We start from the raw sequence: 22,476 nt of genomic DNA on the forward strand, positions 1-22,476 counted from the left end.
GCTGGCGGGGTGAACGGGCGATTTTAACAGGCCACGTTGGCGCCAAGGCCGCATTCGGGCAACAATTCCCACCGGAACCGTCGAGCAATGGAACCCTCAATGCGTCGCAGCCTGGCCTTTTTCCTGTTTCTGGCGTTCTGCCTGTCCGTCCCGGCGGCGCATGCGCAGTCCGGCATGCGTACCGAGGGCGACGTGGCCAGCGCGCAGAACCCCTACGAGGCCGAGGTCCCGGTCAACAGCCAGGGCGACGCCGACCGCAACGGCGCCCTGGCGCGCGCGCTGGGCGCGGTGCTGGGCAAGCTGTCCGGCGACCGCAGCGCCATGACCCGCCCGGGCGTGGCGCAGGCGCTGCGCAGCGCCAGGGACATGGTCGAGAGCTACGACTACCGCCAGGACCAGAGTGTTTCGGCGTCCGGGGCGCCGAGCTTCCGCACCATGCTGGTGGCGCGCTTCCGCCAGGACGACGTGGATGGGCTGGTGGCGGCGCTGGGGCTGCCGATATGGCCGCAGCCGCGGCCCAAGCCGGTGGTCTGGATGGCGATCGACGACGGCAGCGGCCCGCGCCTGGTGGGCGTGCAGCAGGCCAACGCCGCGCGCCCGCTGCTGGATCGCGCCATCGAACGCGGTTTCCGCCTGGGCCTGCCCGGCGGCGGCGCGGCCGAGCAGGCGCTGGTCGGCGCGATCTGGCGCCAGGACACCGCCGCGATCGCCCGCGCCTCGGCGCGCTATGCGCCGCCCATGCAACTGGTCGGCAAGCTGTACCGCGCCAGCGGCGGCGGCTGGATGGCCGACTGGGTGTTCGTCGACGACGGCCGCGAACTGGCCAAGTGGACCACCCGCGACGGCGATGCCCGCCGCGCGATGGCCGGCGGCGCCGACGGCGCGGCCGACGCGCTGGTCAAGCGTTATGCCAAGGCGCCGGTGGCCGGCGCGGCCGGTACCTACCGCATCCGCGTCAGTGGCCTGCGGACCGCCGCCGACTACCTGCGTGTGGCCGCGACCCTGCAGTCGGTGGCGGTGGTGCGTTCGATGGTGCCGGTGCAGGCCTCCGGCGACCGCCTGGAGCTGGACCTGGAGCTGATGAGCGGCCTGCAGGGGCTGAACCGCATGCTCGGCGCGGACGCGGCGCTGCAGCCGGTGGCGCCGCCCGCCGAGGGCGCGCCGGTCTCCGGTCCGGCCGAGTACCGCGTCCGATGAACGGCGCTGCTGCGGATACGGAAGTCGCGCTGTTCCTGCGCCGCCTGCAGCGTGGTGTGCTGGCCGCGTTCGGCCTGTGGGTGATGTGGCTGCTGGCGCCGATCCTGACCCCGTTCGTGGTCGCGCTGATGCTGGCCTGGCTGGGCGATCCGCTGGTGGACCGGCTGGAGGCGCGCGGGCGTTCGCGCAACACCGCGGTGATCCTGGTGTTCGCGATGATGATCCTGCTGCTGGCGCTGGCGCTGCTGATCCTGGTGCCGCTGATCCAGCGCCAGATCGTCACCCTTGCCGCCTCGCTGCCGCAGGCGCAGGAATGGCTGATGGGCACGGCGCTGCCGTGGATCGAGCAGCGCACCGGCGTGGAGATCCTCGGCTGGCTGGCGCCCGAGCGCCTGTTCGAGTGGGTGCGCACGCACTGGCAGCAGGCCGGCGGCGCGGCGACCACGCTGTTCGGCTACGTGTCGCGCTCGGGCTTCGCGATGGTGACCTGGGTGGTGAACCTGGCGCTGCTGCCGATCCTGGCCTATTACTTCCTGCGCGACTGGGACCGGCTGGTCGAGCGCGTGGCGGCGATGATCCCGCGCAACCACATCGAGACCGTATCGCGGCTGGCGCGCGAATCCGACGAGGTGCTGGGCGCGTTCATCCGCGGCCAGATCGTGGTGATGCTGGCGCTGGGCGTGGTCTATGCGGTCGGCCTGTCGCTGGTCGGGCTCAACCTCGGCCTGCTGATCGGCCTGATCGCCGGGCTGATCAGCTTCATTCCCTACCTGGGCGCCACCACCGGCGTGGTGCTGGCGGTGCTGGCGGCGCTGGTGCAGGCGCAGGGCGTGGACCTGAAGCTGCTGGCGCTGGTCGGCGTGGTGTTCACCGTCGGCCAGCTGCTGGAGAGCTACGTGCTCACCCCGCGCATCGTCGGCGACAAGATCGGCCTGCATCCGGTGGCGGTGATCTTCGCGGTGATGGCCGGCGGCCAGCTGTTCGGCTTCCTCGGCATGCTGCTGGCGCTGCCGGCGGCGGCGGTGATCAACGTGCTGCTGCGCTACGCGCACGAGCGCTACCGGCAGAGCGAACTGTATGCCGGCCATGGCCCGACCATCGTGCTGCACGCCAGCGGCGAGCCCGCGCCGGGCCTGGGCATCGTGCCGAAGGACGTCGAACCGAAGTGAGCGTGCCGCAGTTGCCGCTGGCCCTGCGCTATCCGCCGGACCAGCGATTGGAGAGCTTCATCGGCGCCCCGGACGGGGCGCTGGCGCAGCTGCGCGCCGCCGCCACCGGCGGCAGCCGCGACTGGATCTACCTGGTCGGTCCGGCCGGCAGCGGCAAGACGCACCTGGCGCTGGCCGTGTGCGCTGCTGCCGAGCAGGCCGGGCGTGGTTCGGCCTACCTGCCGCTGCAGGCCGCGGCCGGGCGCCTGCACGATGCGCTGGAGGCGCTGGAAGGGCGCGACGTGGTCGCGCTGGACGGCCTGGACGCCATCGCCGGCCGGCGCGAGGACGAAGTGGCGCTGTTCGACTTCCACAACCGCGCTCGCGCGGCGGGCGTGACCCTGCTCTATACCGCCACGGCCGCGCCCGACGCGCTCGGGCTGGTGCTGCCCGACCTGCGTTCGCGCCTGTCGCAGTGCGGGCGCATCGTGCTGGACGCGCTGGACGACGACGGACGCGGCGCCGTGCTGCGCGAGCGCGCGATCCGGCGCGGGCTGGCGCTGGACGAGGCGGCCATCGACTGGCTGCTCACCCGCACCGGCCGCGACCTGGGCGGACTGGTGGTGCTGCTGGACCGGCTCGACCGCGAGTCGCTCGCGGCCAAGCGGCGCATCACCGTGCCGTTCCTGCGCAAGGTGCTGGACGTGTCCTGAGCGGTGCGGCTACCGCCTTGCCGGGTTTCACCGGGAACGTTCCATGCGAGGCAAGCGGCTGGCGCAGGTGCGGGGCTTGTGCTTGCATTCCGTGTTCGGGACAGCACGAGGCCTCGCCGGGAAAGCGGCTTACGGGGCAAGCTCCGTACCTGCGACGAATCCGTTCCCTCGCCGGTGGAGCCTGCTCCTGGAAACGGGTTAGGCCTGGGTTATCCCCGATGCGCTGAATGCCGGCACCGGGAGCGTAGCCCCGGCCCGTGGTTGAACGGAGCGTTGGCGCAGTGGTTTCCCGTAGGTGCGGGGCTTGCCCCGCACGAGGCTTCACCGGGGAAGCCCCCATCGCGCACCAAGGTGCGCTCCTACGGGAGGGATTCTTCCAGCGCCTGCAGCCGCTGCGGCGTGCCGACGTCGGTCCACCGGCCGCGGTGGTGCTGGCCGCTGATGCGGCCCTGCGCCATGAAGTGTTTCTGCAGCGGCACCACGCTGAAACGCGGCGGCGTGCGCTCGCTGCCCGGCGCATCGCCGATCACCGCGCGCCAGCCGTCGAGGATCGACGGGCGGTACATGCCGATGCCGGCATAGGTCAGGCAGGGCGCGTCGCGGTCGTTGTGCAGCACGCCCTGGGCGTCGAGGCGGTAATCGCCCTGCGGGTGCTGCGGCGGGTTGTCCACCAGCACCAGGTGGGCCTCGCCGGTCGGTTCGCGCGGCAGCAGCGAGAAATCGAAGTCGGTCCAGATGTCGCCGTTGACCACCAGGAACGGCGCCTCGCCGAGCAGCGGCAGCGCGTTGAGCATGCCGCCACCGGTCTCCAGCGGGGTCGGCCCTTCGCAGGCGTAGTGCAGGCGCAGGTTCCAGCGGCTGCCGTCGCCCAGTACTTCGGGAAACTGTTCGGCCAGCCAGGAGGTATTGACCACCACCTCGCGCACGCCGAGCGCGGCCAGCTTTTCCAGGTGCCAGGCGATCAGCGGGCGGCCGCCGGCATGCAGCAGCGGCTTGGGCGTGCGCTCGGTGAGCGGGCGCATGCGCTCGCCCAGCCCCGCGGCGAAAACCAGCGCCTTCATCGCGTGGCCCGTTCGGCCAGCGCCGGCTTGATGCGGTCTTCCAGCAGCGCCAGCAGGGCGGACAGCTGCGGATGGCGCGGCAGCACCTCGTCCAGATAGGCGACGAAGCGCGGCACGTCTTCCAGGTAGTGGCTCTTGCCGTCGCGGTAGTGCAGGCGGGAGAAGATGCCCAGGATCTTCAGGTGCCGCTGCACGCCCATCCAGTCGGCATCGCGCAGGAAGGTGGCGCGGTCGGGCACCGGCAGGCCGGCGGCGAGGGCGCGCGCGTGGTAGCGCGCCAGCCAGCCGTCCACGCGTTCCAGCGGCCAGCTCAGGAAGGCGTCCTTGAACAGGCTCACCGGGTCGTAGGCGATGGGGCCGCGCACCAGGTCCTGGAAGTCCAGCACCGCCGGGCCATCTTCCACCGGCATCAGGTTGCGCGGCATGAAGTCGCGGTGGGTCATCAGCTGCGCCTGGCCCAGCGCGTTGTCCATCAACCGCCGCTGCGCCAGCTGCAGGCCTTCGATCTCGCCGCAGTCCAGCGCCAGGCCGAGATGGCGCTGCAGGAACCATTCGTCGAACAGGCCCGCATCGCGCTGCAGCAGCGCTTCGCCGAAATGGCCGAAGCCCTCCGGCACCGGGATCGACTGCAGCCGGACCAACTGCTCCATGGCGCGGTCGAACCACGCGTCGGCATTGCCGTCGTCCAGCAGCCGCGCCAGGGTCGGCGCACCCAGGTCTTCCAGCATCAGGAAGCCGGCGTCCAGGTCCTGCGCGAGCAGGGCCGGCACCCGCAGCCCGTGCGCCAGCAGCAGTTCGCGCATGCGCAGCCACGGCCGCGGATCTTCCAGGCCGGGCGGGGCGTCCATGACGATGTGGCTGCCGGCATCACCGGTGACGCGCCAGTAGCTGCGGAAACCGGCGTCCACCGAGGCGCGCTCGATGTCGGCCGCGCCGTCGCCCAACTGGTGGCGGGCCCAATCCAGGCGCTGCCGCGCGCGCTGCGGTTCCAGGGAGGTGTCCGGGGTCATCGGTGAAGCGTGCTCGCAGGTGCCATGGAGCGCGCGCAGGGCGGCAGGGCCCTGCGGCGTTCCCGTGTTCGAAGGGGAAGGGGTGGAACGTTCAGCGCTTGCCGCTGACCAGCCGCAGCAGTGCCAGCAGGGCGACCGCGCCGACGATGGCGCCGACGAAACCGGCCGGCTGCCCGGCGGCGTACCAGCCCATGTAGCGGCCGAACCAGCCGGCGAACACCGCGCCGGCGATGCCCAGCACGATGGTCAGCAGGCAGCCCATGCGGTTGTTGCCGGGCATGAAGAAGCGCCCCAGCAGGCCGACCACGAAGCCGACCAGGATGATGTACAGCCAGCTGTCGCTGCCAAACAGTCCGCTCATGGATCCACCCGCCTCAAGGAAAAACGCAGCCTAGCAAGGCCGGGCTGCGTCGTCATCGCGCCGCTCAGCAGCAGCCGTGGCCGCCGTGGCGGGTGCCGCTGTCGGCATGCACCTTGGAGCCGCTGGTCTCGCCGCGCAGGCTGGCCGCGTGGTGGTCGAACAGCACCTTGGATACGCAGGCGGTGACCCGCTTGCCCATCGGGATGTGCAGGAACTCGTTCGGGCCATGCGCGTTGGAGTGCGGGCCGAGCACGCCGGTGATCATGAACTGCGCACCGGGGAACTTCTCGCCCAGCATGCCCATGAACGGGATCGAGCCGCCTTCGCCCATGTACATGGCCGGCTTGCCGAAGAAGGCCTGGCTGGCCGCGTCGATCGACTGTTCCAGCCACGGCGCCATGGCCGGCGCGTTCCAGCCGGTGGAGGCCTTTTCCAGCTCCAGGGTGACGTGCGCGCCGTTCGGCGGGTCGCGCAGCAGCGCTTCCTTCAGCAGCTCGCCGCAGGCCTTGCCGTTGGCGGTCGGCGGCAGGCGCAGCGACAGCTTCACCGAGGTCTCCGGGCGCAGCACGTTGCCGGCCGATTCCAGCGGCGGCATGCCGCCGATGCCGGTGACCGACAGCGCCGGGCGCCAGGTGCGGTTGAGCACCAGCTCGGCCAGGTCCTCGTTCATCGGCTTGAGCCCGTCGACCAGCGGGAACTTGTCGAAGATGGCGGTATCGACCACCTCGGCGGCGCGTTTGGCCTGCTCCAGGCGCTCGGCCGGGATCTCGGTGTGCAGGCCGTCGAGCAGGATGCGGCCGGTGTTCTCGTCCTCGATCCGCGAGAGCAGCTGGCGCAGCAGGCGGAAGCTGGACGGCACCACGCCGGAGGCGTCGCCGGAGTGCACGCCCTCGTTGAGTACTTTGACGGTGAAGTTGCCGCCGGTCAGGCCGCGCAGCGAAGTGGTGCACCACAGCTGGTCGTAGTTGGCGCAGCCCGAGTCCAGACACACCACCAGCGACGGCTGGCCGATGCGCCCGGCCAGGTGGTCGACGTAGGCCGGCAGGTCGTAGGAGCCGGATTCCTCGCAGGCCTCGATCAGGATCACGCAGCGCGCGTGCGGCAGGCCCTGCTCCTGCAGGGCGAGCACGGCGGCCAGCGAACCGAACAGGGCATAGCCGTCGTCGGCACCACCGCGGCCGTACAGCTTGTCGCCGCGCAGCACCGGCTTCCACGGGCCCAGGTCGGCATCCCAGCCGGTCATCTCCGGCTGCTTGTCCAGGTGGCCGTAGAGCAGCACGGTGTCGTCGCCCGTTTCCGGGCCGGAGGCCGGGATTTCCAGGAAGATCAGCGGGGTACGGCCTTCCAGGCGGACCACCTCGACCTGCAGGCCCGGGATCTTCTGCGCCTTGGCCCAGTCCTCCATCAGCGCCACGGCCTGGTCCATGTAGCCATTGGCAACCCAGTTCGCGTCGAACATCGGCGACTTGTTGGGGATGCGGATGTAGTCGACCAGCTGCGGGACGATGTCGTTGTCCCACTTGTCACTCAGAAATTGGCCGAGCTTGGCGCTGTCCATTCAGGAACTCCGGTTGCGAAGGTTTCAGATGCGCCCATTCTACGCCGTCCGTCTTGTAGGGATTTTCCTACAAGGAATCGGGAGGTTTGCCGGCTGCGGCGTGAAGGCGCGCCGGATAGGCTGTATTCATGTGGCGCGGAACACTGGTCTGGCCGGCGGGGATGCCGGCATTCCAGTCCAAGCCACAAGGAGTAGCAGCGATGAAGCTTTTCACCATGATGCTGAAGTCACTGGTTCTGGCGTTGTTGTTGACCGCATCGGCACATGCCACGGACAAGGTCGACATCAACACCGCCACCGCGGCGGAGCTGGACCGGGTACTGGTGAATGTCGGCGCCGCCAAGGCGCAGGCGATCATCGAGTACCGACAGGCGAACGGTCCTTTCAAGAGTGTCGAGGAACTGGCACTGGTGAAAGGCATCGGATTGAAGACGGTCGAACGGAATCGTGACCTGATCGGCGTGGGCGCAGGAACCGCCTCCGCCGCCAGGAGTGCCAAGGCGGCAACGGCCAAGCCGGTCGAAAGGCGTTGAGCTTGAAGGAGTTGCACTATGTGAGTCGTCTGGACGACGGCCACACGGAGAACCCCGCATAGCCAGGAGGCAGGGGAGAGGCAGGAAGCCTACAAGGACGTGAATATCGCCCGGTGTTGCACAGTGACGTGCAGCTGGGCGATTTTTTTTGGGCCGTGGTGGACACCCGATGCCAGGCATCGAGTGCCGCATTCCCGATCAATGCCAGCCGCCAGCCGCCAGCCGCCAGCCGCCAGGCCGGGCTGCGCCTCCTGCCGGCCATGCAGACAACGCGGGCGCCTCTCGTCCTGCGCAGCGGAGCGGGCGGGGTTCGGCGCCCGTGCAGTGGCCCGGGCGTGCACGCAGTGGCTGGCGATGCTTGCCCGACCCGACCCGACCATTGCCCAGCCATCGGTCACCCTGTCCCGTCGCGCCCGGCAAGGGTCGGCGGCACGCACTGCGACCGGTACCGGTGACGCTGCCCCGCGGTGGCAGGGGCAGGGGCAAGGGCTGAGCGGTTGACTGTGGAAAGTCGCCGGTCCGCGCCCGCGTGATGCGGGTGCCCGGGCCTCAGACCACGCCGGTGGCGTAGTACACGCCGATGATCGCGAACACCGCCAGAGTCTTGATCACGGTGATGGCGAAGATGTCCTTGTAGGACTGGCGATGGGTCAGGCCGGTGACGGCGAGCACGGTGATGACCGCGCCGTTGTGCGGCAGCGTATCCATGCCGCCGGAGGCCATCGCCGCCACCCGGTGCAGTACTTCCATCGGGATGCCGGCGGCCTGCGCGTTGGCGATGAAGCTGTCGGCCATCGCCGCCAGGGCAATGCTCATGCCGCCCGAGGCCGAGCCGGTGATGCCGGCCATGGCGGTGACCGAAATGGCCTCGTTGACCAGCGGGTTGGGAATGGAACCCAGGGCGTTGGCAACGACCAGGAAGCCGGGCAGGGCGGCGATGACCGCGCCGAAGCCGTACTCGGAGGCGGTGTTCATCGACGCCAGCATGGCACCGCCGATCGCCGATTTCGTGCCTTCGGCGAAGGCGGCCACCACCGGCTTCCAGGCGAGGACGACGACGCTGAGGATGCCCATCAGCAGCGCACCCTGCACCGCCCAGATGGCGGCGACCTTGGACACTTCCTGCACCACCGGCGCGGGGTTGCCGATCACCGCCGGCAGGAACGACTGGCTTTCGCCGTAGAAGCCGGGGATCCAGCGGGTGAACAGGAAATTGGCCACGCCCACCAGCAGCAGCGGCAGCACCGCCAGCAGCGGGTGCGCGAGGCGGTCGCCCTGGAACGGTTCGGGCTCGTTGCGCAGCGCCTCGTCGGCACCGGCGTATCCCTCGCCGCGGGCGATGGCGACCCGGCGCCGCCATTCCAGGTAGCTCATGCCCAGCACCAGGATCACCACCGTGCCGATCACCCCCAGCCACGGCGCGGCCCAACTGGTGGTGCCGAAGAACGAGGCCGGGATGATGTTCTGGATCTGCGGCGTGCCCGGCAGCGCGTCCATGGTGAAGGTGAAGGCACCCAGGGCGATGGTGCCCGGGATCAACCGCTTGGGAATGTTGCTCTGGCGGAACAGCTCGGCGGCGAACGGGTAGACCGCGAACACCACCACGAACAGCGACACGCCGCCGTAGGTCAGCAGGGCGCAGACCAGCACGATGGACAGCATCGCGCGCTGTGCGCCGACCAGGCGGATGGTGGCGGTGACGATCGATTTGGAGAAGCCGGAGATTTCGATCAGCTTGCCGAACACCGCGCCGAGCAGGAATACCGGGAAGTACAGCTTCAGGAAGCCGACCATCTTGTCCATGAACAGGCCGGTGAACATCGGCTGCACCAGCGTCGGGTCGGTCAGCAGCACCGCGCCCAGCGCCGCCACCGGCGCGAACAGGATCACGCTGTAGCCGCGGTAGGCCACGAACATCAGGAAGCACAGCGCCGCCAGTACGATCAGAAACGACATCCCACGGCTCCCCGGCCAGACACGATGCCGGCGAGTATCGGGAGCCCGGCCGGACCGGCCCACTGTACGAACGGACGATACGCCTGGTCCTAACGCCCCGTTAACGTGCGCAGCGTGGGCGGCATCCGTGTGCCGCCGTGTCATACCCGGGAGGAGGGAGACCAATGAAGCGCAAGTATCTGAGCATGGCCGTGGGCTGTGCACTGCTGGCCCCGGCCGCGTTCGTGCAGGCCCAGGAACAGCAGCCGCCGGCCGGCCCGCAGGCCACCCAGCTGGATGAAGTCACCGTGACCGCGCGCCGTCGCACCGAGTCCATCCAGGACGTGCCGGTGGCGGTGTCGGCCTTCGGCGAGGAGCAGATCAAGGACCTGCAGGCCTCGACCGTGGAGGGCCTGCAGGGGGCGGTGCCGAACATGAACATCGCCCAGGGCCGCGGCTCGGCCAACAGCGTCAACGTGTTCATCCGTGGCATCGGCCAGCCGGATGCGCTGCAGACGTTCGATCCGGGCGTGGGCATGTACGTGGACGACGTCTACTACTCGCGCATCAACGGCGCGCTGTTCTCGCTGTTCGACATCCAGCAGCTGGAAGTACTGCGTGGTCCGCAGGGTACCCTGTACGGCAAGAACTCCACCGGCGGCGCGATCAAGCTGACCACCAAGAATCCGTTCGACAACGAGGGCGGCGCGGTGGAAGTCACCGCCGGCGACTATGGTCGCCTGGAAGGCCGCTTCTACGTCTCGGGCAAGCTCAGCGACACCGTCGCCGCCAGCGTTGCCGGCGCCAAGATCACCAACGACGGTTACGTCAGGGATGCGGCCACCGGCAAGCGCTACAACGACGACGACACCGAGGCGCTGCGGGTCAAGCTGGCGTTCAATCCGACCGACAGCTTCAGCGCCACGCTGTCGCTGGACACCACCAAGCAGGACGCGGCGCTGACCCTGGGCCGGCCGATGGCGGACCTGCGCCAGACCAGCCTTGCACCGGCCGGCGTGATCGTGCTCAAGCCGGGCGAGACCGGCGAATGGGACCGCCGCGCCCTGACCTCGTTCAAGAATGGCGAAGGCCAGTACCTGAAGCACTCCGGTGCGTCGCTGGCGATGGACTGGGACATCAACGCGCAGTGGACGCTGAAGAGCATCAGCTCCTACCGCAAGCTCAAGACCAAGTCGTACATCGACATCGATGCCTCCGAATACGAGCTGGGCGACGTGCTGGTCGCGCTGGACCAGAACCAGAAGAGCCAGGAATTCCAGCTGCATTACGACAACGGCTCCAACCTGCACGCCACCTTCGGCGCGTACTACATGAAGGAGAACGTGCCGTCCTACCAGGAGGCCTACGCCGACGACCTGTTCTCGTTCCTGGGGGCGAAGGTGCCGTTCCTGCGCACCATCAACGATGACCTGACCACCACCTCCACCGCTGCCTTCGCCCACCTCAACTGGGAGTTCGTGCCGAGCTGGACCGTGGCCGCGGGCGTGCGCTGGACCAAGGACAAGAAGGACTACGCGCGTTCCACCAGCACCTTCTGGGGTGCACCGTTCACCGCCCTGAATGAAACCGTGGCCTTTGCCGCCAATGCCTCGTGGACCGCGGTCACGCCGTCGATCAGCCTGCAGAAGGCCTTCAGTGACAACCTGATGGGCTACGTGTCGGCCAACCGCGGCTTCAAGTCCGGCGGCTTCAACGGCCGCGCCAACACCAGGTACGACACCCAGCACGCCAAGTTCGATCCGGAATACGTGTGGACCTACGAGCTCGGCCTGAAGGGCAGTTCGGCCGACCACCGCTTCCGCGGCAGCGCGGCGGCGTTCTACAGCAACTACAGCGACTTCCAGGCGCGCGTCTCGCAGGACGTGGGCACTTTCCCGGTGCTCAATGCGGCCAAGCTCAACATCAAGGGCATCGAGCTCGAGGGTAGTGCGCTGCTGGGCGAGGCCACCACGCTGAGCGCGCAGATCGGCTGGATGGACGCCAAGTACGACAAGTTCGAGGACTTCCGCCTGGATCCGTCGTACCCGGGCTTCGATCCGAACGTGAACCATGACAACGTGCCGTTCTCGCCGGACTGGACCGCGCGCGTGGCCCTGCAGCACGTGTTCCCGCTGGGCGACAACGGCAACCTGACCTTCGGTGGCGATGTCTCCTACCGCGGCAAGACCTGGCTGAGCGTGGACAACCGTGCCGTGCTGAGCCAGGACGCCTACACCCTGCTGGGCGTCTACGGCGTGTGGGATTCGCCGCAGATGGCCTGGCAGGTGCGTGCCGGCGTGCGCAACCTGACCGACAGGGAATACAAGACCGAAGGCCAGGAGTTCGCCAGCGTGGGCAACATCCAGACCGCCTACTACGGCCTGCCGCGCAACTGGTACATGTCGCTGCGCTACAACTTCTGAGGCGCGTGCCGCAGTTCTGCAACCCGGCCCTCCCTGCGCCTGCAGGGAGGGCTTTTTCGTGTGCGGGCCCGTACCCGCGGCGCGGCTGTGGCGGGGCGCGGCCGCATGCCGCGCACGGGAGCGGCGCACGCCGCGAGGGGGCGCCGGCCACCGTGCCGCCGCCGGGTCGGTGGCCGTGCGGTTCCGCCTCGCGGGGCGTGCGCCGTATCCTGCCCGCCATGCATACGGGGAATGCTTGCGCATGTTGAGCCTGGTGACGGTGGCATTGGCCGGAGTGGCCTGGCTGGTGCTGATGTTCGGCGTCGCGCTGTACGGCGAACGCCGGCCGACCGTGTTCGCGCGCCACTGGCGCCATGTCTACGCGCTGTCGCTGGCGGTGCACTGCACCTCGTGGACGTTCTACGGCACGGTGACCCAGGCCGCGCGCTACGGCTGGCCACTGCCGCCGACCTTCGTCGGTGCGATCCTGTTCTACGCACTGGGCATCGGCATGATGGTGCGGCTGGTGCGGCTGGCCCGCGAGACCAATGCGACCTCGCTGGCCGACCTGATCGCCGCGCGGCTGGGGCGCGATGCGTGGCTGGCGGCCACGGTGACGCTGATCGCCGCGCTCGGGCTGATCCCGTACATCGCGCTGCAGCTCAAGGCGGTGGCGATGAGTTTCGCCATGCTCACCCAGCGCTCGGCCGATGCGGTGGACGCCGCGCCATGGCGCGACAGCGCGCTGTACGTGGCGCTGGCGATGGCGCTGTTCGCGATGCTGTTCGGCGCGCGCCGCGCCGACGTGTCCGAGCACAACCGCGGGCTGGTGCTGGCGATGGCCGCCGAGTCGCTGTTCAAGCTGGGCGCGATGCTGGCGCTGGGCGCCTTCGTCTGGTTCGGGCTGGATGCGGTGGCGGTGCCGCCGCCCGCACCCGTGGCGGATGCACCGGCCGGCGGCTTCATGCCGCTGGTGCTGCTCGGCGCGCTGGCGATGTTCCTGCTGCCGCACCAGTTCCACGTCGGCGTGGTGGAGTGCCGCGATCCGGCCGACATCCGCACCTCGCGCTGGCTGTTCCCGCTGTACCTGCTGCTGATCGCACTGCCGATCCTGCCCCTGGCGCGCGCCGGCAGCGCGCTGCTCGGCGACAGCGTGCCCAGCGACATGTACACCCTGGCCCTGCCGTTCTCGGCCGGGCATACCGGGGTGGCGCTGTTCGCCTTCCTCGGCGGGCTGAGCGCGGCCACCGGCATGGTGGTGGTCAGCACGTTGACCCTGAGCCTGATGATCGGCAACCACTGGTTCGCGCCGGGCCTGCTGCGCAGCACCTGGGCCCGCGCCGGCGGCGACCACCGCCGCGAGCTGGTGTGGCTGCGGCGCGCCGGCATCTGCGTGATCATGCTGCTGGCCTGGGCATACAGCCGCCTGATCGGGGGCGGCAACGTGCTCGCCGACATCGGCGCGATCTCGTTCTCGGCGATGGCCACGCTGGTGCCGGTGCTGGGGTTCGCCATCTGGCGGCCGCAGACGCCACCGCGCGCGGCCATCGCCGGGGTGCTGGCCGGCTTCGCCACCTGGGCCTGGGTACTGCTGCTGCCGACCCTGCTGGAGAGCAGCGGCAGGGTGCCGGCCTGGCTTGCCGACGGGCCGCTGGGCTGGCGCTGGCTGGCGCCGGAGGCATTGTTCGGCCTGACCGGCTGGAGCCCGCTGGGGCGCGCGGTCGGCGCCAGCCTGTTCGTCGGCACCGGTATGACGCTGCTTGCGATGGCCTGGCGCCGCGACACGCCCGACCGCGCCCGGCGCAACCTGGATGCCGACGCGCTGCGCGACGCCGGCCGCCGCTTCCTGCCGTGGGAGAAGGTGCAGCGGCTGCTGGCCGATGCGCCGCGGCAGGGGCCGGTGCCGGCGGCGACCGAGGCCAGCATCGAGCGCGAGTTGTCCTCGGTGCTTGGCGCGGCGTCGGCGCGGTTGCTGCTCGATGCCGCGCGCCGCGAGAGCGGCGAACTGGCCACGGTCGCGGCCATCGTCAGCGAGGCCTCGCTGGACCTGCGCTTCAACCAGCAGGTATTGCAGGCGGCATTGCAGAACATGAGCCAAGGCATCAGCGTGATCGACCGCGAGCAGCGGCTGGTGGCCTGGAACCGCCCGTATGCGCAGTTGTTCGGTTTTCCCGATGAACTGCTGCAGGTCGGCCGGCCGATCATCGACCTGACCCGTTGGGCGCTGCAGGCGATGCCGCAGCGTGGCAGCGACGAGCGTGCGGTCGACCGGCGCCTGGCGTTCATGCGTGCCGGCACCGCGCACCTCACCGAGCGGGTGTTCCCGGACGGCCGCATCGTCGAGATCCGCGGCAACCCCATGCCCGGCGGTGGTTTCGTGGCCACCTTCACCGACGTCACCGAGTTCCGCCGCACCGAACAGGAACTGATGCGCAGCAACGAGACGCTGGAGCAGCGCGTGGGCGAGCGCACCGCGCTGCTGGAGTCGGCCAAGCGCGAGGCCGAGCGCGCCAACGACGCCAAGAGCCGGTTCCTGGCCGCCATCGGCCATGATCTGCTGCAGCCGCTGCATGCCGCGCACCTGTTCACCGATACCCTGGCGCAGCAGGTGGAGGCGCCGTCGCAGCGGCAGGCGGTGGTGCAGATCCGCGGGGCGCTGGATTCGACCACGCAGTTGCTCACCGGCCTGTTCGACATGTCGCGGCTGGAGGCCGGCGGACTGGTGCCGCAGCCGCGCGAGATGCCGCTGGCCGAGGTGCTCGACCCGCTGGCCTCCGAGTTCCGTGCCCTGGCGGCGGCGCGTGGGCTGGCCTTCCGCTACGTGCCGACCCGGGCCTGGGTGAACAGCGACCCGCAGCTGCTGCGGCGGGTGCTGCAGAACTTCCTGGCCAATGCGGTGCGCTATACCGCGCGCGGTGGCGTGCTGCTGGGCGTGCGCCGCGATGGCGGGCGCCTGCGCATCGAGGTGCACGACACCGGGCCGGGCATCGCCGTGGCCGAGCAGCGGCGCATTTTCGAAGAGTTCCGGCGCGGCGAGGACAGCGGCGGGCAGGGGCTGGGCCTGGGCCTGGCGATCGCCGATCGCATCGCCGGCCTGCTGGATGCGCCATTGCGGCTGCGCAGCGAACTGGGGCGCGGCACGGCGTTCTCGGTGGCGGTGTGTGGGGTGCGGATGCCGGCGCCAGCGGCTACCCCGGCCGCGCCATCGCAGGCGCCGGGCACGGCCGCGCGCGGGGCGATCCGGGTGCTGGTCGTGGACAACGACCCGGCGGCACTGGCCGCGCTGGCGGCGCTGCTGCGCGGGTGGGGCTATGAAGTGGCCGAGGCCTCGGCCGAGGCCGGTGCGGTCGCGGCGATGCAGGCCGCGCCGGCGGCACTGTGGCTGTTCGACTACAACCTGGACGACGGCGACACCGGCACCGCGCTGCAGGCGCGGCTGGGGGCGCGCTTCGGCACCCGGCCGACCCTGATCCTCAGTGCCGACGACAGCCTGGCCACCCGCCGCGATGTGCTGGAGCAGGGCCTGACCCTGCTGCACAAACCGGTGCGGCCGCTCGCGCTGAAGTCGATCATGGACCGGCTGCTGGCCGCGCGCGCGGTGGCCAGGCCATAGCGCGCGCGGTGGGGTGTGCTCAGCCCTGCGCGGTGCTGAACTCCTCGAACGCCGCCAGCGCGTTGGCCGCGTACATCAGCGACGGGCCGCCGCCCATATAGACCGCCACGCCGAGCATCTCGCGGAACTCCTCCGGGGTGGCGCCCAGCCGGACCAGCGCCTTGGCATGGAAGCCGAGGCAGCCGTCGCAGCGGTTGGCCACGCCGATCGCCATGGCGATCAGTTCCTTGGTCTTCTCATCCAGCGCGCCGGCCGCCATCGCCGCCTTGCTGAGCGCGCCGAAGCCCTGCATCACATCGGCGTTGTGGGTGCGCAGCGGGGTGAGGTTGCGCGAGATGTCGCGGGTCAGGTCGGTGTAGGACGGAATGGCGCTCATCGGTGTTCTCCTTGGGGATCGGGGGCGCACGGTAGCTTGTGCGCAGGGAATAAACGGTACGTTCAACCGCGCGGCGTGGTCATCGGCAGGCCCGCGTCGACCCAGGCCTGCATGCCGCCGGCGACGTTGACGCAGCGCACGCGCCGGTGCCCGGCCAGCGCCGCCTGGGCGATGCGCGAGCGCATGCCGCTGTGGCAGATCAGCAGCAGCTCGTCGGTGGTATCGGGCAGGTCCAGGGTCGCCAGCGCGCCGGCCGCATCCGCGCGGATGCGCGACAGCGGCAGCAGGCGTGCGCCGGGTGCGTGGCCGCGGGCGAACTCGGCCGCTTCGCGCACGTCCACCAGCACCGCACCAGCGCGCAGCCGCGCGGCCGCCTCATGTGGCGCGAGCTGTCCGCCGCGGCCGCCGAACAGGGCCCGGAGCAGCGCGATCATGGCTTGCCCGCCTTGCCGCGGGCCGCGGGGCGGCCGCAGTAGATGCCGTGCAGGGTATGCATCACCGCCGCTGCCGGGCCGTCGGCCAGGGCGTAGACGATGGTCTGCGCTTCGCGCCGGGTCAGCACCAGGCCTTCCTCGCGCAGCACGGCCAGGTGCTGGGACAGGGCCGACTGGCTCAGGTCCAGCAGGGCGTTGATCTCGCCGACCGAACGCTCGCCTTCGGCCAGCAGGCACAGCACCTGCAGCCGGTTCTCGTTGGCCAGCGCCTTGAGCAGCTGCACGGCGTCGCCGGCATGCGCGCGCATCGCGGTCACGTCGAACGGCGGGCGGGAAGCGGTGTCGGCCATCATCATTCCAGTTCCAGGGGAAGCGCATCATTGCGCCATGCGTTGACGCCGCCGGCAAGCGAACGCACGTCGCTGAAGCCAAGCTGGCGCAGGCTGTCGGCGGCCAGCGCCGAGCGGCCGCCGGTCAGGCAGTACAGCAGCAGCGGACGGTCGGGGCGGGTCAGTTCCTGGCTGGTGGAACACGCCAGCGCCGGGTGGGCGTGGATGCGGAACTCCAGCACCCCGCGCGGGATGTTGACCGCGCCGGGCAGGTGGCCGGCGGCATATTCGTCCGGCTCGCGCACGTCGATGATCGCGACGCTGCCGGCCGGCCAGGCGGCGACTTCCTGCGGGGATGCCTCGCGGATGCGGGCGCGGGCGGCGGCGACCAGGTCGTTGATGGAGGCAGGCATGGCGGTTCCTTATATCAGTTGACGCTAATATTAGTAGATGCTAATGTTCATCGCAACCCGGCATCCATGCCGTCCCGTGCAGCCCAGGAGAATCCGTATGAACCTCGATCGTGCCGTCCTTGCCTTCGCCGGCGTGATGGTCCTCGCCAGCGTCGCCCTCGCGCATTTCGTATCGCCGCTGTGGCTGTGGCTCACCGTGTTCGTCGGTGCCAACCTGCTGCAGGCCAGTGTCACCGGCTTCTGCCCGGCCGCCATCGTGTTCCGCAAGCTGGGCGTGCCCGGCGGCTGCGCGTTCAAGTAAGGCGGCGCCGTGGAACAGAACACCATGCGCGTGCGCCATGCCCTGGCATTGCTGCTGGCCGCCTCCTTGGCGGCCTGCGGCGGGGGTCAGCCGCAGCCCGCCCCGATCAAGGTCGAGGGCCTGTCCAGCATCGAAGTGCGGTCCGCCGACGCCGGCGAAGGGCGCGGCTGGGATGGCGTGGTGGAGGCCGTGCGCCAGGCCACGCTGTCGGCGCAGACCAGCGGGCGGGTGGCGCAGGTGGAGGCCGATGTCGATGACCGGGTGGCTGCCGGGCAGGTGCTGTTGCGGCTGACCGCGGTCGAACAGCAGGCGGGGGTCGATGCGGCGCGTGCGCAGGTGCGTGCCGCCGAGGCCGCCGCGCGCGAGGCCGAGCTCGACTATCGCCGCCATGCCGACCTGGCGCAGGGACAGTACGTGTCGCGGGCGCAGCTGGACCGCGCACGCGCCGCGCGCGACACCGCCGTGGCCGCACGCGATGCGGCCCGGGCGCAACTGGCCAGCGCCGGCCAGCAGGGCAGCTACACCCTGGTGCGCGCGCCCTATGCCGGCATCGTCAGCAGTCGCGACGTCGAGCCGGGCGAGAGCGTGAACCCGGGCCAGCCGCTGATGACGGTGTTCGCACCCGACGCGCTGCGGGTGGAAGTCAGCGTGCCGCAGTCCGAGGCCGATGCGATCCGTGCCGATGCCGTGGCACAACTGCGCCTGGACGACGGGCGCCAGGTCAACGCGGCGCAGGTGACGGTATTCCCGGCCGCCGATGCCGCGACCCATGCGGTGAAGGTGCGGGTGCTGCTGCCGGTGCTGGACGCGGCGCCCGTGCCCGGCAATACGGTGCGGGTGGTGTTCCCCGCGGTGAAGGGGGGCGCGTATCCGCAGATACCGGTCTCGGCGCTGCTGCAGCGGGGCGAGGTCGATGCCGTCTACGTGCTGGCCGATGGGCGGCCGTCGCTGCGGCAGCTGCGCCTGGGCGAACGGCGCGGCGACTGGGTGGAAGTGATCGCCGGAATCAAGGCGGGCGAGCGCGTCGCCGCCGATCCACTGGCCGCAATGCAGGCGCTGGCCGCCGCCCGCGGGGAGCGTTGACATGGCACCGCACGATACGCCGCGGCTGGGTGTTTCCGGTCGCCTTGCCCGCATTTTCCAGGACAACCCGCTGACCCCGATCCTGGCGTTGCTGGGGTTGCTGCTGGGCCTGGTCGCGGTGGCGATCACCCCGCGCGAGGAAGAGCCGCAGATCGACGTGACCATGGCCAACGTCATCGTGCCGTTCCCCGGCGCCGACGCGCGCCAGGTGGAGCAGCTGGTGGCGTATCCGCTGGAGCGCAAGCTGGCCGGGATCGAGCAGGTCAAGCACACCTATTCGGTCAGCCGCCCGGGGCTGGCGGTGCTGACCGTGGAATTCGAAGTCGGCGTGCAGCGGCAGCCGGCGCTGGTGCGCCTGTACGACAAGGTGTTTTCGAACATGGACTGGATGCCGCCGGACGTGGGCGTCGGCCAGCCGATCATCAAGCCCCGCGGCATCGACGACGTGCCGGTGATGGCGCTGACGCTGTGGGCCGACACGGCCGCGTCACCGGCGGCGGACCGTGGCGCCGGCTGGCGTGGCGCGCTGGAACTGTCCGAAGTCGCGCATACGCTGGAAACCGAGCTCAAGCACATCCCCGGCACCCGTGACGTCTACACCATCGGCGCGCCCGAGCGGGCGATGATGGTGACGCTGGACCCGGCGCGCCTGGCCGCGCATGGCCTGGCGGTGAACGACCTGGCCGCGGCGCTGCAGGCGGCGAACCGGGCGCGCCAGGCCGGCGAACGCATCGGTGGCGACGGCGTGGTGCAGGTCAGCGCGGGGCGCTTCCTTGCCGACCGCGCCGACGTGGCCGGGCTGGTGCTGGGCGTGGCCGGCGGGCAGCCGGTGCGGCTGGCCGACGTGGCCACGGTCAGCGATGCCACCGACCTGCCGTCGAGCTACGTCTGGCACGGCGCGCCGGCCGGGCGCGACGGCCCGCGCACCGGCGTGGCGCCGGCGGTGACCCTGGCCATCACCAAGCAACCGGGCAGCAATGCGGCCGACATCACCCGCGCGGTGCTGGACCGGGTCGAGGCGCTGCGCGGGCAGGCCATTCCCGAAGGCGTGGAGGTGGCCGTCACCCGCGACTACGGCGCGACCGCCAGCGACAAGGCGCAGACCCTGATCAAGAAGCTGGTGTTCGCGACCGGTTCGGTGGTGCTGCTGGTGCTGTTCGCGCTGGGCCGCCGCGAGGCGCTGGTGATCGGTTCGGCGGTGGTGCTGACCCTGGCGGTGACGCTGTTCGCGTCCTGGGCCATGGGCTTCACCCTCAACCGCGTTTCGCTGTTCGCGCTGATCTTCTCGATCGGCATCCTCGTCGACGATGCCATCGTGGTGGTGGAGAACATCCACCGGCACATGGCGCAGGGCGGAAAGACCCTGCGCGAGGCGATCCCGCCGGCGGTCGACGAAGTGGGCGGGCCGACCATCCTGGCGACCTTCACCGTGATCGCCGCGCTGATGCCGATGGCCTTCGTCAGCGGGTTGATGGGGCCGTACATGCGGCCGATCCCGATCAATGCCTCGGTCGGCATGGTGCTGTCGCTGCTGATCGCGCTGGTGGTCACGCCGTGGCTGTCGCTGAAGCTGCTGCGCCGCCATGCCGGCGAAGCGGTGGCCGGCGCCCACGGCCATGTCGAAGGCGGCATGGCCGCGCGCCTGCACCACGTGTTCGAGCGGGTGATGACGCCGTTCCTGGCCGGTGACGGCGCCGCGCGCCGGCGGCGCCTGCTGTTCCTCGCCATGGCCGTGCTGGTGGCGCTGGCCGCGAGCCTTGCGGTGTTCCGCCTGGTGGTGCTGAAGATGCTGCCGTTCGACAACAAGTCCGAACTGCAGCTGGTGGTGGACATGCCCGAAGGTAGCACCCTGGAGGCCACCAACGCGGTGCTCGCCGAGCTGGCCGGCGTGCTCGACCGCACCCCGGAGGTGCTGCACTACCAGGGCTACGCCGGCACCGCCGCACCGATCAATTTCAATGGGCTGGTACGCCAGTACTACCTGCGCGAGGGCGCCAACGCCGGCGACCTGCAGGTCAACCTGGTCGACCGCCACGCGCGCAGCCGCAAGAGCCACGACATCGCCGTGGCGCTGCGCCCGGAAGTGGCGCGGATCGGGCGCAGCCATGGCGCCTCGGTGAAGGTGGTGGAAGTGCCGCCGGGACCGCCCGTGCTGTCGCCGATCGTGGCCGAGCTGTACGGCCCGGACTATGCGCGCCTGCGCCAGATCGGGCGCGCGCTGACCCAGCGCTTTCTCGACACCGACGGCATCGTCGACGTCGACAGCAGTGTCGAGGCCGATGCCGCGCGCGAGGTGCTGGTGGTGGACCGCGAGCGCGCGGCGCGGCTGGGCGTGTCGCAGTCGGACATCGTGCAGACGATCGCCGCAGGGCTGTCGGGCAGCGACGCCAGCCACGTCATCGACAGCGGCTCGCTGTACCCGCGCCCGATCCGCCTGCGGCTGCCGGCCACCGGCCAGGCCACGCTCGACGGCGTGCTGGCGCTGCGGGTACGCGGCGGCAACGGCCAGCTGGTGCCGTTGTCGGAGCTGGTGACGGTGCGGCGCGCGCAGTGGGATGGCGCGATCCAGCACAAGGACCTGCTGCCGGTGGTGTACGTGATGGGCGACGAGAGCGGCAGCATCGACAGCCCGCTGTACGGCATGTTCGACCTGGTCGGCCAGGTCGGCGACAACGCCATCGACGGCCAGCGCCTGTCGCAGTTCTTCGTGCGCCAGCCGACCGACGGCGCCGGCTTCGGCATCAAGTGGGACGGCGAATGGCAGATCACCTACGAGACCTTCCGCGACATGGGCATCGCCTATGCCGCCGGCATGGTGCTGATCTACCTGCTGGTGGTGGCGTACTTCCGCAACTACGCGGTGCCGCTGGTGATCATGGCGCCGATCCCGCTGACCGTGATCGGGGTGATGCCGGGCCATGCCCTGCTCGGGGCGCAGTTCACCGCGACCAGCATGATCGGCATGATCGCGCTGGCCGGCATCATCGTGCGCAACTCGATCTTGCTGGTGGATTTCATCAACCACCTGGTCGAGCGCGGACAGACCCTGGAGCAGGCAGTTGTCGATGCCTGCGCGGTGCGCGCCCAGCCGATCGCGCTCACCGCGCTCGCGGCGATGGCCGGTGCGTTCTTCATCCTCGACGACCCGATCTTCAACGGCCTGGCGATCGCGTTGATCTTCGGCATCCTGGTGTCGACCGTGCTTACGCTGGTGGTGATCCCGCTGCTGTACTACGCCCTGCTGTCGCACCGTCGCCGGCGCCAGGCGCAGGCATGACCCGCGGCGCGGCGCGTACCGGCGCGCCGCGCGTTACAGGTCGCTTTGCCGGCTGGGGTCGCTCAGTTCCAGTTCGCGCAGCACCACGCTGGCCTGGGTGCGGTTGCGCACGCCCAGGCGTTCGAAGATCGCCGACAGGTGCGCCTTGACCGTGCGCTCCTGCACGTCCAGGCGGTCGGCGATCTGCTTGTTGAGCAGGCCCTCGGCGACCAGCGCCAGTACCCGGAACTGCTGCGGCGACAGGCTGGCCAGGCGTGCGGCCAGTTCACTGTCGTGGCTGGAGGACTGCGCCCGCGCCACCGCCGCGCGCAGCGACGCCGGCAGCCATTGCTCGCAGGCCATGACGCTGCGGATCGCCTCGCGCAGCTCGTTCAGTCCCGAGCTCTTGGGCAGGTAGCCGGCGGCGCCGTGGTCGAGCGCGCGCCGCACCACGCGCGGGTCGTCATTGGCCGACACCACGATCACCGCCACGCCCGGGTGCTGGGCGCGGATCGCCGCCAGCCCGGCCAGCCCGTGGTTGCCGGGCATGTGCAGGTCGAGCAGGATCAGGTCGGTGTCGGGCGCGGCGTCCAGCGCGGCCAGCACGCCCTCGAGCGACTCGGCCTCACGTACCTGCAGGTCGGCCACCGCCTCGCCCGCGGCCTGGCGCAGCGCGGCGCGGAACAGCGGGTGGTCGTCGGCGATCAGCAGGCTGGGCATGGGGCAGGAAGGGGCGGGTGATGCCTGCATTGT

General features: G+C 70.4%; 19 protein-coding genes. 9 read left to right on the plus strand and 10 right to left on the minus strand.

The genetic code is table 11. The annotated features are described in order from the left end of the window. Window positions 1-36 precede the first annotated feature (36 nt). The 3 genes from ABB33_RS04110 to hda are packed head-to-tail and all read left to right on the plus strand — an operon-like array spanning window position 37 to window position 3,058. Entirely contained in the window at window positions 37-1,197 is a 1,161-nt protein-coding gene (locus ABB33_RS04110) for a DUF2066 domain-containing protein (protein WP_082594981.1), read from the plus strand. Further along, window positions 1,194-2,366 (plus strand): AI-2E family transporter, encoded by a 1,173-nt coding sequence (locus ABB33_RS04115; RefSeq protein WP_056931251.1) that lies wholly within the window; start codon window positions 1,194-1,196, stop codon window positions 2,364-2,366. The genes ABB33_RS04110 and ABB33_RS04115 overlap by 4 nt, the downstream gene beginning before the upstream one ends. After that, a complete protein-coding gene (hda, locus tag ABB33_RS04120; protein ID WP_056931252.1) occupies window positions 2,363-3,058 on the plus strand; it encodes a DnaA regulatory inactivator Hda in 696 nt (231 codons plus the stop codon). Before ABB33_RS04115 ends, hda begins: the two co-directional genes overlap by 4 nt. A 359-nt stretch (window positions 3,059-3,417) precedes the next feature. On the opposite strand, the gene murU is transcribed toward hda, so the two are convergent. From murU to ABB33_RS04140, 4 genes are all read right to left on the minus strand, one after another. Then, window positions 3,418-4,119 (minus strand): N-acetylmuramate alpha-1-phosphate uridylyltransferase MurU, encoded by a 702-nt coding sequence (gene murU, locus ABB33_RS04125; protein ID WP_056931253.1) that lies wholly within the window; start codon window positions 4,117-4,119, stop codon window positions 3,418-3,420. Further along, entirely contained in the window at window positions 4,116-5,129 is a 1,014-nt protein-coding gene (locus ABB33_RS04130) for an aminoglycoside phosphotransferase family protein (protein WP_056931254.1), read from the minus strand. Before ABB33_RS04130 ends, murU begins: the two co-directional genes overlap by 4 nt. A gap of 91 nt (window positions 5,130-5,220) precedes the next feature. Beyond that, complete coding sequence (locus ABB33_RS04135; protein WP_056931255.1) at window positions 5,221-5,490, minus strand: GlsB/YeaQ/YmgE family stress response membrane protein; 270 nt, start codon at window positions 5,488-5,490, stop codon at window positions 5,221-5,223. Between the two features lie 64 nt (window positions 5,491-5,554). Next, window positions 5,555-7,048 (minus strand): M20 family metallopeptidase, encoded by a 1,494-nt coding sequence (locus ABB33_RS04140; RefSeq protein WP_056931256.1) that lies wholly within the window; start codon window positions 7,046-7,048, stop codon window positions 5,555-5,557. Between the two features lie 128 nt (window positions 7,049-7,176). Here ABB33_RS04140 and ABB33_RS04145 point away from each other — a divergent pair, with 128 nt between their 5' ends. Beyond that, entirely contained in the window at window positions 7,177-7,581 is a 405-nt protein-coding gene (locus ABB33_RS04145; RefSeq protein WP_192301405.1) for a ComEA family DNA-binding protein, read from the plus strand. A 549-nt stretch (window positions 7,582-8,130) separates the two neighbouring features. Here ABB33_RS04145 and ABB33_RS04150 read toward each other — a convergent pair. Next, the gene (locus ABB33_RS04150; RefSeq protein ID WP_054667202.1) at window positions 8,131-9,537 is read right to left on the minus strand and encodes a GntP family permease; all 1,407 of its coding nucleotides are present in this window, start codon (window positions 9,535-9,537) and stop codon (window positions 8,131-8,133) included. A 164-nt stretch (window positions 9,538-9,701) separates the two neighbouring features. Between ABB33_RS04150 and ABB33_RS04155 the strand changes: the two genes are divergently transcribed. Then, window positions 9,702-11,939 (plus strand): TonB-dependent receptor, encoded by a 2,238-nt coding sequence (locus tag ABB33_RS04155; RefSeq protein WP_056931258.1) that lies wholly within the window; start codon window positions 9,702-9,704, stop codon window positions 11,937-11,939. A 241-nt stretch (window positions 11,940-12,180) separates the two neighbouring features. Further along, window positions 12,181-15,531: a PAS-domain containing protein gene (locus ABB33_RS04160; RefSeq protein WP_056931259.1), complete on the plus strand. Its 3,351-nt coding sequence runs from the start codon at window positions 12,181-12,183 to the stop codon at window positions 15,529-15,531. A gap of 19 nt (window positions 15,532-15,550) precedes the next feature. On the opposite strand, the gene ABB33_RS04165 is transcribed toward ABB33_RS04160, so the two are convergent. The 4 genes from ABB33_RS04165 to ABB33_RS04180 form a co-directional block, all read right to left on the minus strand. Further along, entirely contained in the window at window positions 15,551-15,907 is a 357-nt protein-coding gene (locus tag ABB33_RS04165; RefSeq protein ID WP_054667199.1) for a carboxymuconolactone decarboxylase family protein, read from the minus strand. A 62-nt stretch (window positions 15,908-15,969) separates the two neighbouring features. Further along, window positions 15,970-16,341 carry a rhodanese-like domain-containing protein gene (locus tag ABB33_RS04170; RefSeq protein ID WP_152984955.1) on the minus strand — a complete coding sequence of 124 codons (372 nt, stop codon included), beginning with the start codon at window positions 16,339-16,341 and terminating at the stop codon, window positions 15,970-15,972. After that, a complete protein-coding gene (locus ABB33_RS04175) occupies window positions 16,338-16,691 on the minus strand; it encodes an ArsR/SmtB family transcription factor (RefSeq protein WP_198421474.1) in 354 nt (117 codons plus the stop codon). The genes ABB33_RS04170 and ABB33_RS04175 overlap by 4 nt, the downstream gene beginning before the upstream one ends. A gap of 2 nt (window positions 16,692-16,693) precedes the next feature. Further along, window positions 16,694-17,083, minus strand: coding sequence for a rhodanese-like domain-containing protein (locus ABB33_RS04180; RefSeq protein ID WP_056931261.1), 390 nt, complete (start codon window positions 17,081-17,083; stop codon window positions 16,694-16,696). Between the two features lie 97 nt (window positions 17,084-17,180). On the opposite strand from ABB33_RS04180, the gene ABB33_RS04185 reads away from it, so the two are divergent. Genes ABB33_RS04185 through ABB33_RS04195 form a run of 3 tightly spaced genes read left to right on the plus strand, consistent with a single transcriptional unit; the run spans window position 17,181 to window position 21,744 of the window. Then, the gene (locus ABB33_RS04185; protein ID WP_056931262.1) at window positions 17,181-17,384 is read left to right on the plus strand and encodes a YgaP family membrane protein; all 204 of its coding nucleotides are present in this window, start codon (window positions 17,181-17,183) and stop codon (window positions 17,382-17,384) included. A 9-nt stretch (window positions 17,385-17,393) separates the two neighbouring features. Then, entirely contained in the window at window positions 17,394-18,467 is a 1,074-nt protein-coding gene (locus ABB33_RS04190) for an efflux RND transporter periplasmic adaptor subunit (RefSeq protein ID WP_056931263.1), read from the plus strand. A gap of 1 nt (window position 18,468) precedes the next feature. Continuing rightward, window positions 18,469-21,744: an efflux RND transporter permease subunit gene (locus ABB33_RS04195; RefSeq protein ID WP_056931264.1), complete on the plus strand. Its 3,276-nt coding sequence runs from the start codon at window positions 18,469-18,471 to the stop codon at window positions 21,742-21,744. Window positions 21,745-21,777: 33 nt separating this feature from the next. Here the strand turns inward: ABB33_RS04195 and ABB33_RS04200 are convergent, their stop codons facing one another. Then, complete coding sequence (locus tag ABB33_RS04200; protein WP_054667194.1) at window positions 21,778-22,443, minus strand: response regulator transcription factor; 666 nt, start codon at window positions 22,441-22,443, stop codon at window positions 21,778-21,780. Window positions 22,444-22,476: the final 33 nt, after the last annotated feature.

It is taken from the genome of Stenotrophomonas acidaminiphila (genome assembly GCF_001431595.1).
Lineage (GTDB): Bacteria > Pseudomonadota > Gammaproteobacteria > Xanthomonadales > Xanthomonadaceae > Stenotrophomonas > Stenotrophomonas acidaminiphila.